The sequence below is a fragment of the Peribacillus sp. SRI_006 genome (assembly GCF_057586375.1).
In genome coordinates this window covers 1-14,883 of sequence record NZ_JBYCZT010000025.1, presented here as the reverse complement: position 1 = coordinate 14,883, position 14,883 = coordinate 1, and the positions used below count along the sequence as shown (strand labels likewise).

Annotated in this window: 15 protein-coding genes; all 15 read left to right on the top strand. The window is 41.9% G+C overall.

The window, feature by feature from the left end; all coding sequences use genetic code 11:
* Positions 1-22: 22 nt before the first annotated feature.
* Positions 23-760 carry a VWA domain-containing protein gene (locus tag AC2YHV_RS25855; protein ID WP_034316300.1) on the top strand — a complete coding sequence of 246 codons (738 nt, stop codon included), beginning with the start codon at positions 23-25 and terminating at the stop codon, positions 758-760.
* Positions 726-1,724 carry a protein kinase domain-containing protein gene (locus tag AC2YHV_RS25850; RefSeq protein WP_487374446.1) on the top strand — a complete coding sequence of 333 codons (999 nt, stop codon included), beginning with the start codon at positions 726-728 and terminating at the stop codon, positions 1,722-1,724. The genes AC2YHV_RS25855 and AC2YHV_RS25850 overlap by 35 nt, the downstream gene beginning before the upstream one ends.
* A gap of 93 nt (positions 1,725-1,817) precedes the next feature.
* The gene (gene tilS, locus AC2YHV_RS25845; RefSeq protein ID WP_487374445.1) at positions 1,818-3,212 is read left to right on the top strand and encodes a tRNA lysidine(34) synthetase TilS; all 1,395 of its coding nucleotides are present in this window, start codon (positions 1,818-1,820) and stop codon (positions 3,210-3,212) included.
* 32 nt (positions 3,213-3,244) lie between these two features.
* On the top strand, positions 3,245-3,784 hold the full coding sequence (gene hpt, locus AC2YHV_RS25840; protein ID WP_063577541.1) for a hypoxanthine phosphoribosyltransferase: 540 nt from the start codon (positions 3,245-3,247) through the stop codon (positions 3,782-3,784).
* A gap of 117 nt (positions 3,785-3,901) precedes the next feature.
* On the top strand, positions 3,902-5,962 hold the full coding sequence (ftsH, locus tag AC2YHV_RS25835) for an ATP-dependent zinc metalloprotease FtsH (RefSeq protein ID WP_082854481.1): 2,061 nt from the start codon (positions 3,902-3,904) through the stop codon (positions 5,960-5,962).
* Positions 5,963-6,128: 166 nt separating this feature from the next.
* Positions 6,129-6,908, top strand: a complete 780-nt coding sequence (locus AC2YHV_RS25830; protein WP_034316297.1) for a type III pantothenate kinase — start codon at positions 6,129-6,131, stop codon at positions 6,906-6,908.
* 26 nt (positions 6,909-6,934) lie between these two features.
* Entirely contained in the window at positions 6,935-7,816 is an 882-nt protein-coding gene (hslO, locus tag AC2YHV_RS25825; protein ID WP_487374444.1) for an Hsp33 family molecular chaperone HslO, read from the top strand.
* Positions 7,817-7,834: 18 nt separating this feature from the next.
* Positions 7,835-8,731, top strand: a complete 897-nt coding sequence (locus AC2YHV_RS25820) for a peptidyl-prolyl cis-trans isomerase (RefSeq protein WP_095679959.1) — start codon at positions 7,835-7,837, stop codon at positions 8,729-8,731.
* Between the two features lie 130 nt (positions 8,732-8,861).
* Positions 8,862-9,788 (top strand): cysteine synthase A, encoded by a 927-nt coding sequence (cysK, locus tag AC2YHV_RS25815; RefSeq protein ID WP_063574543.1) that lies wholly within the window; start codon positions 8,862-8,864, stop codon positions 9,786-9,788.
* 163 nt (positions 9,789-9,951) lie between these two features.
* Positions 9,952-10,788: a dihydropteroate synthase gene (gene folP / locus AC2YHV_RS25810; protein WP_095679958.1), complete on the top strand. Its 837-nt coding sequence runs from the start codon at positions 9,952-9,954 to the stop codon at positions 10,786-10,788.
* Between the two features lie 3 nt (positions 10,789-10,791).
* Entirely contained in the window at positions 10,792-11,151 is a 360-nt protein-coding gene (gene folB, locus AC2YHV_RS25805) for a dihydroneopterin aldolase (protein WP_034316287.1), read from the top strand.
* A gap of 2 nt (positions 11,152-11,153) precedes the next feature.
* Complete coding sequence (folK, locus tag AC2YHV_RS25800) at positions 11,154-11,681, top strand: 2-amino-4-hydroxy-6-hydroxymethyldihydropteridine diphosphokinase (protein WP_034316285.1); 528 nt, start codon at positions 11,154-11,156, stop codon at positions 11,679-11,681.
* Positions 11,633-11,845 carry a helix-turn-helix domain-containing protein gene (locus tag AC2YHV_RS25795; protein ID WP_034316283.1) on the top strand — a complete coding sequence of 71 codons (213 nt, stop codon included), beginning with the start codon at positions 11,633-11,635 and terminating at the stop codon, positions 11,843-11,845. Before folK ends, AC2YHV_RS25795 begins: the two co-directional genes overlap by 49 nt.
* Before the next feature lie 24 nt (positions 11,846-11,869).
* Positions 11,870-12,868 (top strand): tRNA dihydrouridine synthase DusB, encoded by a 999-nt coding sequence (dusB, locus tag AC2YHV_RS25790; protein WP_034316281.1) that lies wholly within the window; start codon positions 11,870-11,872, stop codon positions 12,866-12,868.
* 188 nt (positions 12,869-13,056) lie between these two features.
* Entirely contained in the window at positions 13,057-14,556 is a 1,500-nt protein-coding gene (lysS, locus tag AC2YHV_RS25785) for a lysine--tRNA ligase (RefSeq protein ID WP_170946992.1), read from the top strand.
* The last annotated feature ends 327 nt before the right edge of the window (positions 14,557-14,883 follow it).

Sequence of the window (14,883 nt, the reverse complement as noted above, 5' to 3'; positions counted from 1 at the left end):
TGATAGGAAGGGAGAGCAAAACATGAAAGCAGGAACATTAAGACAGATTTTGCTTATAACCGACGGATGTTCAAATCATGGTGAGGAGCCGTCTGCCATGGCTGAATTAGCAAGGGAGCAAGGCATAACCATCAATGTCATAGGTGTAATGGAAAATGATGTGATAGATGAAAAGGGACTTAAGGAAATCGAGAAGATTGCTGGTTCAGGAGGTGGCGTAAGTCAAGTAGTCTATTCGCAGCAGTTGTCCCAAACCGTCCAGATGGTGACACAAAAGGCGATGACTCAAACGATACAGGGAGTTATCAATCGCGAACTTCAACAAATACTAGGAGATTCAAAAACGATGGAGGATCTTCCGCCGGATAAACGGGGAGAGGTGATGGAGGTGGTCGATGAGCTTGGGGAAACAAGCAAGCTCGAAGTACTGATTCTTGTTGATACCAGTGCAAGCATGAAACATAAACTGCCTACAGTAAAAGATTCCTTATTAGATCTTTCCCTTAGTATGAATGCAAGGATGGGTGACAGCCGTTTTTCCGTATTCGTATTTCCTGGGAAAAGAAATGACGTTGAAAAGTTGCTGGATTGGACCCCGAACCTCGAAGCCTTGACGGCAACTTTTCCTAAGCTCAGTACAGGGGGACTCACTCCGACAGGTCCAGCCATTCGTGAAGCTTTAACTCATTTCAATAAAAAACGTTCATTGAGGGGATTGTTATCACATGATGATGAACAATACTTTGAGGAATCAATGTAAACTTCTGCCTGGCAGTTTGGTCACTGGAAAATGGAATAAAAACCAGTACAAAATAATTAAGGAATTGGGGTGTGGAGCGAACGGAATCGTTTATTTGGTTGAAAGCGGAAATCGTCATTATGCTTTAAAGCTCAGTGATAATGGGACGTCCATTATTTCGGAGATGAATATCCTAAAATCCTTTTCAAAGGTCCAGGGGTCTACCCTTGGACCTTCCTTTTTGGAAGCGGATGATTTCATGAAAACAGGAAAGCAGCTCCCTTTTTATGTCATGGAATATATCCATGGACACGATTTTTTGCATTTCATTGATAAGAAAGGGTCGTCATGGATTGGAGTCTTGATGCTTCAGCTCTTAACAAGCTTGTCTGCCTTGCATTCCAATGGCTGGGTGTTCGGTGATTTGAAACCCGAGAATTTGATCGTGACATCACCAGCCTATAAGGTACGGTGCGTGGATGTTGGCGGAACCACCTTGATCGGGCGGTCTGTTAAAGAATTCACCGAGTTTTTTGACAGGGGGTACTGGGGACTTGGATCAAGAAAGGCCGATCCGCAATATGACTTGTTCGCTGTAGCAATGATTATAATCAATTCTGCCTATCCCGGACGTTTCCAGAAGAAAGGGGAGGGGTATAAACAGCTTAACGACTTAATTAAGCAGAAAAAGGAATTGCATCCATACAGGAAGATGTTGGATAAGGCGCTCCGTGGACAGTATGACTCAGCCATCCAAATGCGGGAGGATCTGGTAACGGTGCTAAGTAAGCAAAATCATTCGAAGAAAAAGGGCCCGAACCAGACAGCGACGGGTCAGCACCAAACCGTGCAGCCTTCAACAAGGCAAGCAAGAAGGTCCCAAAACCAATCAAAAAAGAAAAGCGGCGGTTTTTTTGAAACGTTTTTACTGGTTGCCATCATATCGATGCTCTATGTTCTTTACATATATGAACAGTTGTTATGATATAGTTAATAGGTGAATGCCATGAAATGGTTGAAACCATTTCATGATTCAATCGTATAAAACTAATGCCTGTCCATAAAGAAGGAAGATTGTATGTTAAAGGAAAAAGTTCTGAGCACCATTTATAGAAACGAATTGATTAAGGAAAACTCGAAGTTGCTAATAGGCGTTTCCGGAGGACCGGACTCGCTGGTGCTTCTCCATATCCTTAAGGAAATTCAACCTCTTTTTCATTACGAGATGATCGTAGCTAGTGTTGACCATATGTTTCGTGGTGAAGAATCCTATGGGGATTATAAATATGTCGAGCATATTTGTGAACGGTGGGGCATTACATTTGAGGGAAAAAGGATCGATGTTCCTGCCTGGATGGAACAGACGGGGGAAAGTTCACAAATAACGTCAAGAAAGCTGCGTTTTGCTTTCTATGAGGAAGTGATGGATAAGCATCAAGCCTCCACGCTTGTCCTGGGGCATCATGGAGATGATCAAATAGAAACGATGCTCATGCGTTTAACAAGAGGCGCGACAGGCAAGGCAAGAGCGGGTATTCCTATAAAGAGACGTTTTCATACAGGGGATCTGATCAGGCCTTTTCTTGAAATCACGAAAAGTCAAATAATCGAATATGCGGGCCTTCATGATATTGAACCAAGGTTTGATCCGAGCAATGAAACGGGTGTCTATGCAAGAAATCGTTTTAGACATGAAGTTCTTCCGTTTTTAAAGAAAGAAAATAGAAAGGTTCATGAGCATTTTCAACGATTCAGTGAAGAGCTATATGAAGATGAAGAGTTTTTTTTGAACCTGGTTTCAAGTAAAATGTCCGATGTTTGGATCCAGCAGGATAAAGATCAAGCGGTTATTCAGATTGGTAAGGTTCTCGCGATGCCTAAACCTTTACAAAGAAGGGCGATTCAACTAATATTAAACTATCTTTATTTGGAGAGACCTTCATCGCTTTCGGCATTACATATTGACCAACTTTTAGTTTTGTTTTTGAATCCTCAACCATCTGCAGAATTGCATCTTCCGGAGGGCCTTATTGCGGAAAAATCATATCAAACTTGCACGTTTAGATTTTTTCGGCAAAAAAGCCGTGAATATTCCCTAAAATTACAAATTCCCGGTGAGACTATTCTTCCGAATGGATATAAGATTAAAGCGCACTATATAAAAGAAGAAATTCCGGTACTTAGGGGAAATCATTCTTTTATTCTTCCCGAATCAGCTGTTCAGTTTCCGCTTACAGTCCGAACCAGGAATGAAGGCGAACGGATGGCCGTCAAGGGATTAGGTGGAACTAAAAAGTTAAAGGATATTTTTATTAATGAAAAGATCCCGATGCTAGAAAGAAATGTGTGGCCGGTCATCATCGATCAAACGGGAACGGCGATTTGGCTGCCCGGTTTAAAGAAGTCGAATGTCGAGCCGGATATAATTTCTGATGAAAAATCTTTAATTTACTTAGAATATAAAAAAGCTTAATTCTTCATGGGGGGCAATTAATTACAATGACCATGCAAAACGACATTGAAAAAGTTTTAATATCAGAGGAAGAACTTCAATTGAAAATAAGGGAATTGGGTGCGCAGCTAGAAGCTGATTACCAAGGTAAGTTCCCATTGGCCATCGGAGTGCTGAAAGGCGCCATGCCATTTATGTCAGATTTACTGAAACGTGTGGATACACATCTTGAAATGGACTTTATGGATGTTTCGAGCTATGGTAACTCCACTGTATCGTCCGGTGAAGTGAAAATCATCAAGGACCTTGATACATCGGTTGAAGGCCGGGATATTTTAATCATCGAAGATATTATCGACAGCGGTTTGACTCTTAGCTATCTTGCGGAACTTTTCCGTTATCGAAAAGCAAAATCAATTAAAATCGTTACCTTATTGGATAAACCAACAGGCAGGAAAGTGGATATCGCTCCGGACTATGCCGGGTTCATCGTTCCGGATGCATTTGTTGTCGGATATGGTCTTGATTTTGCGGAAAAGTATCGTAATCTCCCGTATATTGGCATATTGAAGCCTGAAATTTACTCGAATTAATCGTACAAGTTTGAAAGGGAAGACCAGATAAAAACAGCGGTGTTAAATTATTGTAATTCATTAATTTTATATGATAGTATTTACTATAGTTTGTTTACCCGTGGGAGGAGGTAAGGGATGAATCGGATCTTCCGTAATACCATATTTTATTTACTGATCTTTTTGGTCATCATTGGGATTGTAAGCATTTTTAATAATAACAATGAACCAACGGAGAAAATGACCCAAGATGAATTCTATAAGCATTTGGAGAATGGGGACGTTACTGCACTGACGATGCAGCCCGAAAGCAGTGTATTTGAAATCACAGGAAAGCTCAAAGGTTATGAGGAAAACAAATTCTTTGTGACGTACGTGCCTTTCAGTGAATATTCGCAAAGTCGGATAAATGATGCCGTAACCAAATTGGGTAAGGACATCATCACTGTGGAACCTCCAGAAAAAACAAGTGGCTGGGTGACATTTTTCACTTCCATCATTCCATTTGTAATCATTTTTATCCTCTTCTTCTTTTTACTTAACCAAGCTCAGGGCGGCGGCGGTGGCCGCGTCATGAACTTCGGGAAAAGTAAGGCGAAATTGTATAATGATGATAAGAAAAAAGTTCGCTTCAATGATGTTGCCGGGGCGGATGAAGAAAAGCAGGAACTTGTTGAGGTCGTTGAATTCTTGAAAGATCCTCGCAAATATGCCGAGCTTGGAGCCCGTATTCCTAAAGGGGTACTTTTAGTTGGGCCTCCTGGTACAGGTAAAACTTTACTTGCACGAGCAGTAGCTGGTGAAGCCGGAACTCCTTTCTTCTCAATCAGTGGTTCTGATTTTGTTGAAATGTTTGTGGGTGTCGGTGCATCCCGTGTTCGTGATTTGTTTGAAAATGCTAAGAAGAATGCACCATGTATCATCTTCATCGATGAAATTGATGCAGTCGGTCGTCAACGTGGCGCAGGTCTAGGTGGCGGTCACGATGAACGTGAACAGACATTGAACCAATTACTGGTGGAAATGGACGGTTTCGGTGGTAATGAAGGAATCATCATCATCGCTGCGACTAACCGTGCTGATGTATTGGATCCGGCACTATTGCGTCCGGGACGTTTTGACCGTCAAATAACGGTAGGCCGCCCTGATGTTAAAGGCCGTGAAGAAGTGCTGAAAGTGCATGCACGCAATAAACCATTAGCGGAAACAGTCGATTTGAAAGCGATCGCTCAGCGTACTCCAGGATTTTCTGGTGCAGATCTTGAAAACTTACTGAATGAAGCGGCGCTTGTTGCTGCCCGTCAAGATAAGAAGAAGATCGACATGTCCGATTTGGATGAAGCTTCGGATCGCGTTATCGCCGGACCTGCCAAGAAAAACCGTGTCATTTCCAAAAAGGAAAGAAATATCGTAGCGTGGCATGAAGCAGGCCATACCATTATTGGGCTGGTTCTGGATGATGCCGAGATCGTTCATAAAGTTACGATTGTCCCTCGTGGTCAAGCCGGCGGTTATGCAGTTATGCTGCCGAAAGAAGATCGTTTCTTCATGACGGAACCTGAGCTAAAAGATAAAATCGTAGGACTATTGGGTGGCCGTGTAGCCGAAGAAGTTACATTCGGAGAAGTGAGTACCGGTGCGCATAACGACTTCCAGCGTGCAACGGGCATAGCTCGTAGCATGGTTATGGAATATGGAATGAGCAAGCTCGGACCGCTTCAATTCGGTAATTCTCAAGGTCAGGTCTTCCTAGGCCGCGATTTCAACAATGATCAAAACTATTCAGATGCAATAGCATATGAAATCGATCTTGAAATTCAACGTATCATCAAGGAAGCTTACGAAAGATGTAAGAAAATCCTTACTGAAAATCGTGAAAAACTTGATTTGGTTGCAAAAACCCTGCTTGAAGTGGAAACACTTGATGCGGAACAAATCAAAGGTTTATTCCATAATGGTAAATTGCCAGATCGCGATTATACGGCCCTGAATGGGAATCTAACCACTGATGAGAATGTCAAGGTGAACATCAATAAGAAGAAGGAAGAAAAAGAGGCCCTATTAGATCCATTGGATAAAAGAGGACCTGAGGACCTTGAAATAACGGAGGAAGGATTGAATACTCCTCCAATCAAAGAAGGTGCACCTCAAGATCAGCCGCTTTCCTTCCCGAACGAAGACGACAATAAAAAGTCTTAATCGACTAAATTCAAAAGGGTATTTCCGCCTCGGAAATACCCTTTTCTTAACTCTTAAATTAATTATGATAAAGTTCCTGGGATACCTTCCGAAAAGTGCGACTAATAGCGTGGGAAATAACAGTGTGGTATGATGTTGGAGAATAATTTACCGGAGTGATGAAACGATGATTTTTGTATTGGATGTTGGGAATACGAATACCGTATTAGGCGTATACGATGAAGATATTTTAAAATATCATTGGCGAATTGAGACTAACCGTCACAAGACAGAAGATGAGTATGGAATGATCATAAAGTCTTTGCTGCAACATGAAAGTCTTGCGTTTGATCAATTTGATGGAATCATTATTTCTTCGGTAGTTCCGCCAATTATGTTTGCGCTTGAACGCATGTGCAAAAAATACTTTGGAATTAAACCGCTTATAGTTGGACCTGGAATAAAAACTGGATTGAATATTAAATACGAAAATCCCCGTGAGGTGGGAGCGGACCGAATCGTTAATGCTGTTGCTGGCATTCAGGAATATGGAAGCCCTCTCATTATCGTGGATTTTGGTACGGCAACTACATATTGCTACATAAATGAGGATAAACAATACATGGGCGGAGCCATTGCCCCGGGTATAAATATTTCTACCGAGGCACTTTATTCAAAGGCAGCCAAACTTCCGAGAATAGAAATCAGCCGTCCGGAAGGGATTATTGGGAAAAATACGGTGTCCGCCATGCAGGCTGGCATTTTGTATGGGTATGTTGGGCAGGTAGAAGGAATCGTTAATCGAATTAAAGCGCAAAGTAATCTAGAACCAACGGTAATAGCGACAGGCGGACTGGCTACCTTAATTGCAAATGAGTCTACTGTTATTGACGTTGTGGAGCCATTTTTGACCTTGAAGGGTTTGCAGCTGATTTATAAACGTAATCGTGAGCAAGTGAAGAAGTAACACAAAGCATGAAAGGAGCAATATAAATGAAGGATTATCTAATAAAGGCGTTAGGTTATGAAGGACAGGTTCGTGCATATGCTGTTTCAACAACAGACACCGTAGGAGAAGCTCAGCGACGCCATTATACATGGCCCACTGCTTCGGCTGCCCTTGGACGAGCTATGACGGCAGGCGTTATGATGGGTGGAATGTTAAAAGGTGAAGAAAAGCTGACGATTAAAATCGAGGGCGGTGGTCCGATTGGATCCATCCTGGTCGACAGCAATGCAAAGGGGGAAGTCCGCGGATATGTCACACATCCGCAAACCCACTTTGATTTGAATGAGCAAGGTAAGCTGGATGTCAGGAAAGCGGTGGGTACCGATGGTTTGTTGACTGTTGTGAAAGATATTGGTCTTCGTGATTACTTTTCAGGGCAAGTACCGCTTGTATCTGGAGAACTGGGTGAAGATTTCACTTATTACTTTGTTACTTCCGAACAGGTGCCTTCATCAGTGGGGGTTGGGGTCCTGGTGAATCCGGATAATTCAATCCTTGCAGCGGGCGGATTTATCATTCAGTTGATGCCGGGTACATCCGAAGATACGATTTCGAAAATCGAAAAAAGACTAAGCACGATTACTCCTGTTTCCAAGATGATTCAAAACGGCATGACTCCTGAAGAAATCCTAACCGAAATTTTAGGTGAGGGCAATGTGAATATATTAGAAAAAATGGATGTCCAATTCTCCTGTCAATGTTCAAGGGAAAGAATTGCGACTGCATTGATCAGCCTGGGGCAGGCTGAGATTCGGGATATTATTGATACAGACGGACAAGTGGAGGCGCATTGTCATTTTTGTAATCAGACCTACCAATTCTCTAAGGAAGAACTTGAGGAACTGGAAGCGGAAACCAAAAAATAATGTACGGGGGATAAGGGTTTGCCAAAACACAAGCTTCGGGCGATTATTGCTGGCCTTGCCTTGTTGAACCTATTGACTATCATTATCTTTGTCATAAAACCACTAATCATTTCAAAAACCGTCATTGGGGAAGAAACGGCCGCGAAGGTCGGGTCGAAGGATATTTCCCGGGACGCATGGATGAATGAGCTTGAAAAAAGATATGGGGAAGATGTACTTGAGGAAATGGTCGATAAAGAGGTAGTGAAACAGGCAGCTGAAAAATACAAAGTGAAAATTTCGGATGAAGAGCTAGATCGTGAACTTAAAATGATGAAAACGATGTATGGGACTGCCGGTCAGAACCTTAATAAAAGTAACGATCAATTGAGGCAGGAAATTCAGTCGAGTCTCCTCCTCGAGAAGCTCCTCACCAAGGACGTTTCGGTTTCCAAAACGGCAATGCGGAATTATTATGATAATAATAAGGATATCTATAGAATCCCTACTGCTTTCCATATTTCCCATATTACCACGTCTACAAAAAAGCAGGCAGACCAAGTCATACGTGAACTGGAGAAAGGTGTCTCCTTTGAAGTCTTGGCGATGGAAAAGTCCCTTGATGAATTTACTGCCAATCAAGGGGGCGACATGGGTTATATATCACAGGATAACGAGCAAGTATCCAAGGAATACATTACCGCTGCCGAGAAATTAAAGGTTAAAAAGTGGAGTGATGCAATCCAAACGGAGGATGGCTGGGCCGTTCTCTACCTGCATGAAAGAATAGAGGGCAAGCAATATGAATATGATGAAGTTAAAGACAAGATTCGCCGCCAAATAGCTCTTGAACAGATTCAGGCACCGGTCTCAGGGAAAATTTTCTGGGACGAATTTGATGTAGAATGGTTTTATGGATTGAAGGAAGAAAAGTAGGTCAATGGTTGTGTGAGAAAATTTAGAATATAGTATATAATCATTGACAATGAACTATTAAAACTGGTAACTTTAAAATTATAAAACCAATAAACATACTCGGTATTGAAATGATAAGGGAGTGGAGAAAATGGCACGTATAGCTAATTCTGTAATCGATTTAATTGGACAAACACCTATTGTTAAGTTAAACAAGCTTCAAAATGAAAACAGTGCAGATATTTATTTGAAACTTGAGTATTTTAACCCAGGCAGCAGTGTAAAAGACCGTATCGCCCTTGCGATGATCGAAGCGGCAGAAAAAAATGGTACCCTTAAACCAGGTGATACGATCATTGAACCTACAAGCGGAAATACTGGAATAGGCCTGGCGATGGTAGCTGCGGCAAAGGGCTATAAATCAATTCTGGTTATGCCGGAGACGATGAGCTTGGAACGCCGTAACTTGCTTCGCGCTTATGGCGCAGAATTAGTTCTTACTCCTGGGCCAGAAGGAATGAAGGGTGCAATCGCAAAGGCGACTGAGCTTTCTAAAGAAAAAGGTTACTTCATTCCACAGCAATTCGAAAACGAAGCCAACCCTGAAGTACATCGGAACACTACAGGCCCTGAAATCGTTGAAGCCTTTGGAGATGAAGGCCTGGATGCATTCGTTGCCGGAATCGGTACTGGCGGAACCATTACAGGTGCCGGTGAAGTCCTGCGTGAGAAATTCCCTGACATTAAAATTTACGCTGTTGAACCTGCGGATTCCCCAGTATTATCGGGAGGGACTCCAGGACCTCATAAAATCCAAGGAATCGGAGCAGGCTTCATTCCAACTATATTGAATACAGATCTCTATGACGAAATCATTCAAGTCAATACAGAGGAATCCTTTGATTATGCACGCCGCGCAGCAAAAGAAGAAGGAATCCTTGGCGGAATTTCTTCTGGAGGTGCAATCGCAGCTGCCGTTAAAGTGGCTGACAAACTGGGAAAAGGCAAAAAGGTACTTGCCATCATACCAAGTAATGGTGAACGCTACTTAAGTACGCCATTATATAACTTTGAGTAAGACAAGACACTAAAAATGAGAAGCGAAGTTCCTTAGGGGCTTTGCTTTTCTTTTTGCAGTAATGTTTGCAGAAGTGTTCCGAATCTTCATGGAGCTTGCACTATGCCTGTGTAAATGGGTAAACTCGTATATATAGATTTCTTTAAGTGAAGGAGAACGTTGGATGTCATTAGCTGGAGCGTCAAAAATAAAGTGCGGTTCATTTGATTTGGATTACAGCAATAAAACCTTAATTATGGGGATTTTGAATGTTACGCCGGACTCCTTTTCGGATGGCGGGAAATATAATCGGATAGATGCTGCTTTGAAGCATGCCGAACGGATGGTCAACGATGGAGCGGATATATTGGATGTAGGCGGAGAGTCCACCCGACCTAATTATGAGAGGATATCGGAGGAAGAGGAAATAGAGAGAGTCGCCCCGATTATAGAGGCCATATCCCGTAATATTGAGGTCCCAATATCGGTCGATACGTATAAATCAAGAGTGGCGGAAGCGGCGGTAAAAGCAGGAGCCCATATATTAAATGACATTTGGGGAGGTAAAGCCGATTCCTTGATGCCGAAGGTTGCTGCGGAATATAAGGTGCCGATCATCTTGATGCATAACAGGGGTAATATGGAATATGGACATTTTGTTCGGGATGTACTTCAAGATTTATTCGAAAGCATCATGTTGGTGAAGGATGCAGGTGTCAAGGATGAAAACATCATACTCGATCCAGGAATTGGCTTTGCGAAAGATTTAAAGTTAAATTTAGAAATGATGAGGAATCTTGATAAGCTGGTATCGTTAGGTTATCCAGTTCTGTTAGCCACATCAAGAAAGTCCATGATTGGACATGTTCTGGACCTGCCGCCTAGTGAGCGAATGGAAGGAACGGCCGCCACAATCTGTCATGGCATTCAACAAGGCTGTCAAATGGTTCGCGTACATGATGTGAAGGAAATGGCACGGACTGCAAAGATGATGGATGCTCTATTAGGAAAAGGTGAATGAGATATGGATAAGATATATGTGAATAAAATGGAGTTTTACGGTTATCATGGAGTTTTTCCGGAAGAAACGAAGCTTGGTCAGCGATTTAAAGTGGATTTAATCGTCCAGACTGATTTAGCCAAGGCAGGAAAGAGTGACAACCTTGAAGACTCAATCAACTATGGCGAGTTATATGAAGTGTGTAAAAATGTTGTTGAGGGAGAACCTTTTAAGTTAGTGGAAGCTGTCGCTGAAAAAATCGCCTCTGAACTGCTTAATAAATATTCTTCCATCGAGACATGCACCGTCAAGGTTTATAAACCAGATCCTCCAATAGCAGGTCACTATGATTCGGTTGCTATAGAGATTGTAAGGGGACGCTGATTGTGAGAAATATTGCTTACCTTTCAATAGGGTCGAACTTAGGTGATCGCCTTGAAACATTCCGAAAGGCTTTCCAATTATTGTCTGAAAGCCCGCATATCAAATTGGTGTCATGCTCCTCTTTATATGAAACGGATCCGATAGGATATGAAGACCAGGACTGTTTTTTAAATGCTGTCCTTAAAGTGAAAACCGATTTAGAACCCGAACAATTACTTCACGCTTGTATGAAAATTGAACAGGATTTAGGGAGAAAAAGGGAAATCAGGTGGGGTCCTCGTACTTTAGACCTTGACATTTTGTTATATAATCATGAAAATATTGAGACAGAGATTCTTTCAGTCCCGCACCCTCGTATGCGCGAGAGGGCTTTTGTTATCGTGCCTTTAATGGAAGTGGACCCAGATATATCACTTCCGCAAATGCGTGCACCTTTGAGCGACCTGCTTGAACAGATTTCGGATAAAGAAGGAGTTCGATTATGGAAGGTGAAAAATGGGGAAGGCGTATTCGCGCTTTTCGAAAGTTAAAGGGTTATACCCAGGAAGGGTTTGCGAGGGAGATAGGTGTTTCCGTTTCCTTGCTGGGAGAAGTTGAACGAGGGAACCGTAACCCTTCAGAAGCATTTTTACTGGAAGTGGCGGAAATTCTTCATATTTCCATTGAGGAGCTTCAGCCACCTGAGGATAAATGAAAGAATGTTATAGGGGGTCACAACGTGTTAAGAATAGGCGATATAGAAATGAAGAACCAGGTAGTGCTGGCCCCGATGGCGGGAGTCTGTAACTCGGCATTCCGCTTGACTGTCAAGGAATTTGGTGCTGGTCTTGTTTGTGCGGAGATGGTCAGTGACAAGGGAATCGTTCTTAAAAATGCTAGAACGATGAATATGCTTTATATAGATGAAAGAGAAAAGCCGTTAAGTTTGCAAATCTTTGGCGGTGAGAAGAAATCCTTGGTTGAAGCTGCGCAATTTGTAGATAAAAATACAACAGCTGACATCATTGATATCAACATGGGCTGCCCTGTCCCTAAAATCACTAAATGTGATGCGGGTGCGAAGTGGCTTCTCGATCCAAACAAAATTTATGAGATGGTTTCAGCGGTGGTTGATGCTGTTGAAAAGCCGGTAACGGTAAAAATGCGCATAGGCTGGGATGATGAACACGTTTTTGCGATTCAAAATGCTCAGGCTGTTGAACGCGCAGGTGGTAAAGCTGTTTCCATGCATGGCAGAACACGTGTTCAAATGTATGAAGGAAAAGCTAACTGGGACATCATCCGTGAAGTGAAGAAATCAATTAATATTCCCCTTATCGGTAACGGTGATGTGGAAACTCCACAGGATGCGGAAAGAATGCTGAAGGAAACGGGTGTTGATGGAGTCATGATCGGCCGTGCAGCTCTAGGTAACCCGTGGATGATTTACCGGACTGTAAAATATCTTGAAACCGGTCAACTGATGGATGAGCCTTCAGTTCGTGAAAAGATGGATGTTTGCGTGCTTCATATGGATCGTCTGATTGCGTTGAAAAATGAAAATGTCGCCGTTCGTGAAATGCGTAAGCATGCTTCTTGGTATTTAAAGGGTGTTAAAGGGAATGCTACGGCACGCAAAGGAATTAATGATTGTGAAACAAGGGAAGATGTTGTGAAGCTTCTCTATGGACTTGTTGATGATATTGAAGCGAAGCAACAAAATATCCAAATGGTCTGATGTTTGACATTACCTTCCTATTTTCCTATAATACGCTTATCTTAAACTGCCAGAAATCCTGGCAGTTTTTATATGTACATAAACAATGTTTTATGATAAAAAGCTGTTGAATTCCTTTACTTTATGTAAGAATAAATATGTATGCAAAAGAATTTCTGATTAATTATATAAGGCATTTATTAATAAAGATGGAGATGATTTTCGTGAGTCATGAAGAATTGAATGACCAACTGCAGGTAAGACGCGATAAAATGCAAGCGATGATGGATAATGGACTAGACCCTTTCGGCAGCAGATTCGAGCGCACACATAACACGCAAGAGTTAATCAGTGCTTATGGTGAATTAGAAAAAGAAGATCTTGAAGAAAAAGAAATTGAAGTTACGATAGCTGGCCGTGTCATGACGAAGCGCGGAAAAGGAAAAGCGGGATTTGCCCATATCCAGGATATTAGCGGCCAAATCCAAATCTACGTCCGTTTGGATAACATAGGGGAAGATTCTTACCAAATTTTCAACCAAACGGATCTTGGTGATCTTGTAGGGGTAACTGGCGTTATCTTCAAAACGAAAGTCGGGGAACTTTCCATTAAAGCTAAAGAATATGTGTTCCTTGCTAAAGCGCTTCGCCCGTTGCCTGATAAATTTCATGGCTTGAAGGATGTTGAAGAGCGTTACAGGAAACGCTATGTTGATTTAATTACAAATGAAGAAAGCAAAAATACGTTGATCATGCGCAGTCGCATTGTACAAGCCATGAGAAGGTATTTGGATGATCATGGATACCTTGAAGTGGAGACGCCGCTATTGCACTCTGTTGCTGGTGGAGCAGCTGCACGACCTTTCCTTACTCACCATAATGCTTTGGATATGCCTTTGAATTTAAGGATTGCCATTGAACTTCATCTAAAACGCTTGATCGTTGGCGGATTGGAGAAAGTTTATGAAATTGGCCGGGTTTTCAGAAATGAAGGGGTGTCCACAAGGCATAATCCTGAATTCACATTGATCGAATTGTACGAAGCTTATGCGGATTACCAAGATATCATGAGCTTAACGGAAAACTTGATTGCCCATATAGCTCAAGAAGTTCTTGGGACGACTACCATCCAGTATGGGGAGTATGAGATAGAGTTAAAACCGGAATGGAAACGACTTCACATGGTTGACGCTGTAAAAGAATATACCGGTGTGGACTTCTGGACTGAAATGAGTAAAGAAGAAGCCCAGCAGCTTGCTAAAGAAAATGGGATTGAAGTTAAGGAATCCATGGAGTTCGGCCATATCGTAAATGAATTCTTTGAACAAAAGGTCGAAGATAAGTTAATTCAACCTACATTCATCTATGGGCATCCAGTGGAAATCTCTCCTTTAGCAAAGAAAAATCCGGAAGATTCCCGTTTCACAGATCGTTTTGAGTTATTCATAGTAGGTAGGGAGCACGCAAATGCCTTCACTGAACTTAATGATCCAATTGATCAACGTCAACGCTTTGAAGCTCAATTGAAAGAACGAGAGCAAGGTAATGATGAAGCTCATGAAATGGATGAAGATTTCTTGGAGGCATTAGAATACGGAATGCCGCCGACTGGCGGACTTGGAATTGGTGTTGACCGTTTGGTTATGCTATTGACCAATTCTCCTTCCATACGTGACGTCCTGTTATTCCCTTTAATGAGACATCGCTAAATATAAGCAAAATGGTTTTGATTGCAGGGCCGAATTCGGATGGCTGGGATCATGGGCGTAGCTCCTGATCCTGGTAAGTCCAATTCGGTTTTTGTTTTTTAATTATAATTTCATGCCTTTCAATAGAGTGGATTCTAGGGTTTAAAAGAAAAACAACATTATCTCAAAAAAACTTTATAAAAGGTATTGCACAGTTAACGTAATGGTGTTATATTTATATCTGTCGTTACGAACGAGTTGCAAACAGATTACAAACTTTAAAAAGTTTTAAAAAAGTTGTTGACTTGCAGTAATGAAAATGTTATTATAAATAAGCTGTTCCGAAAG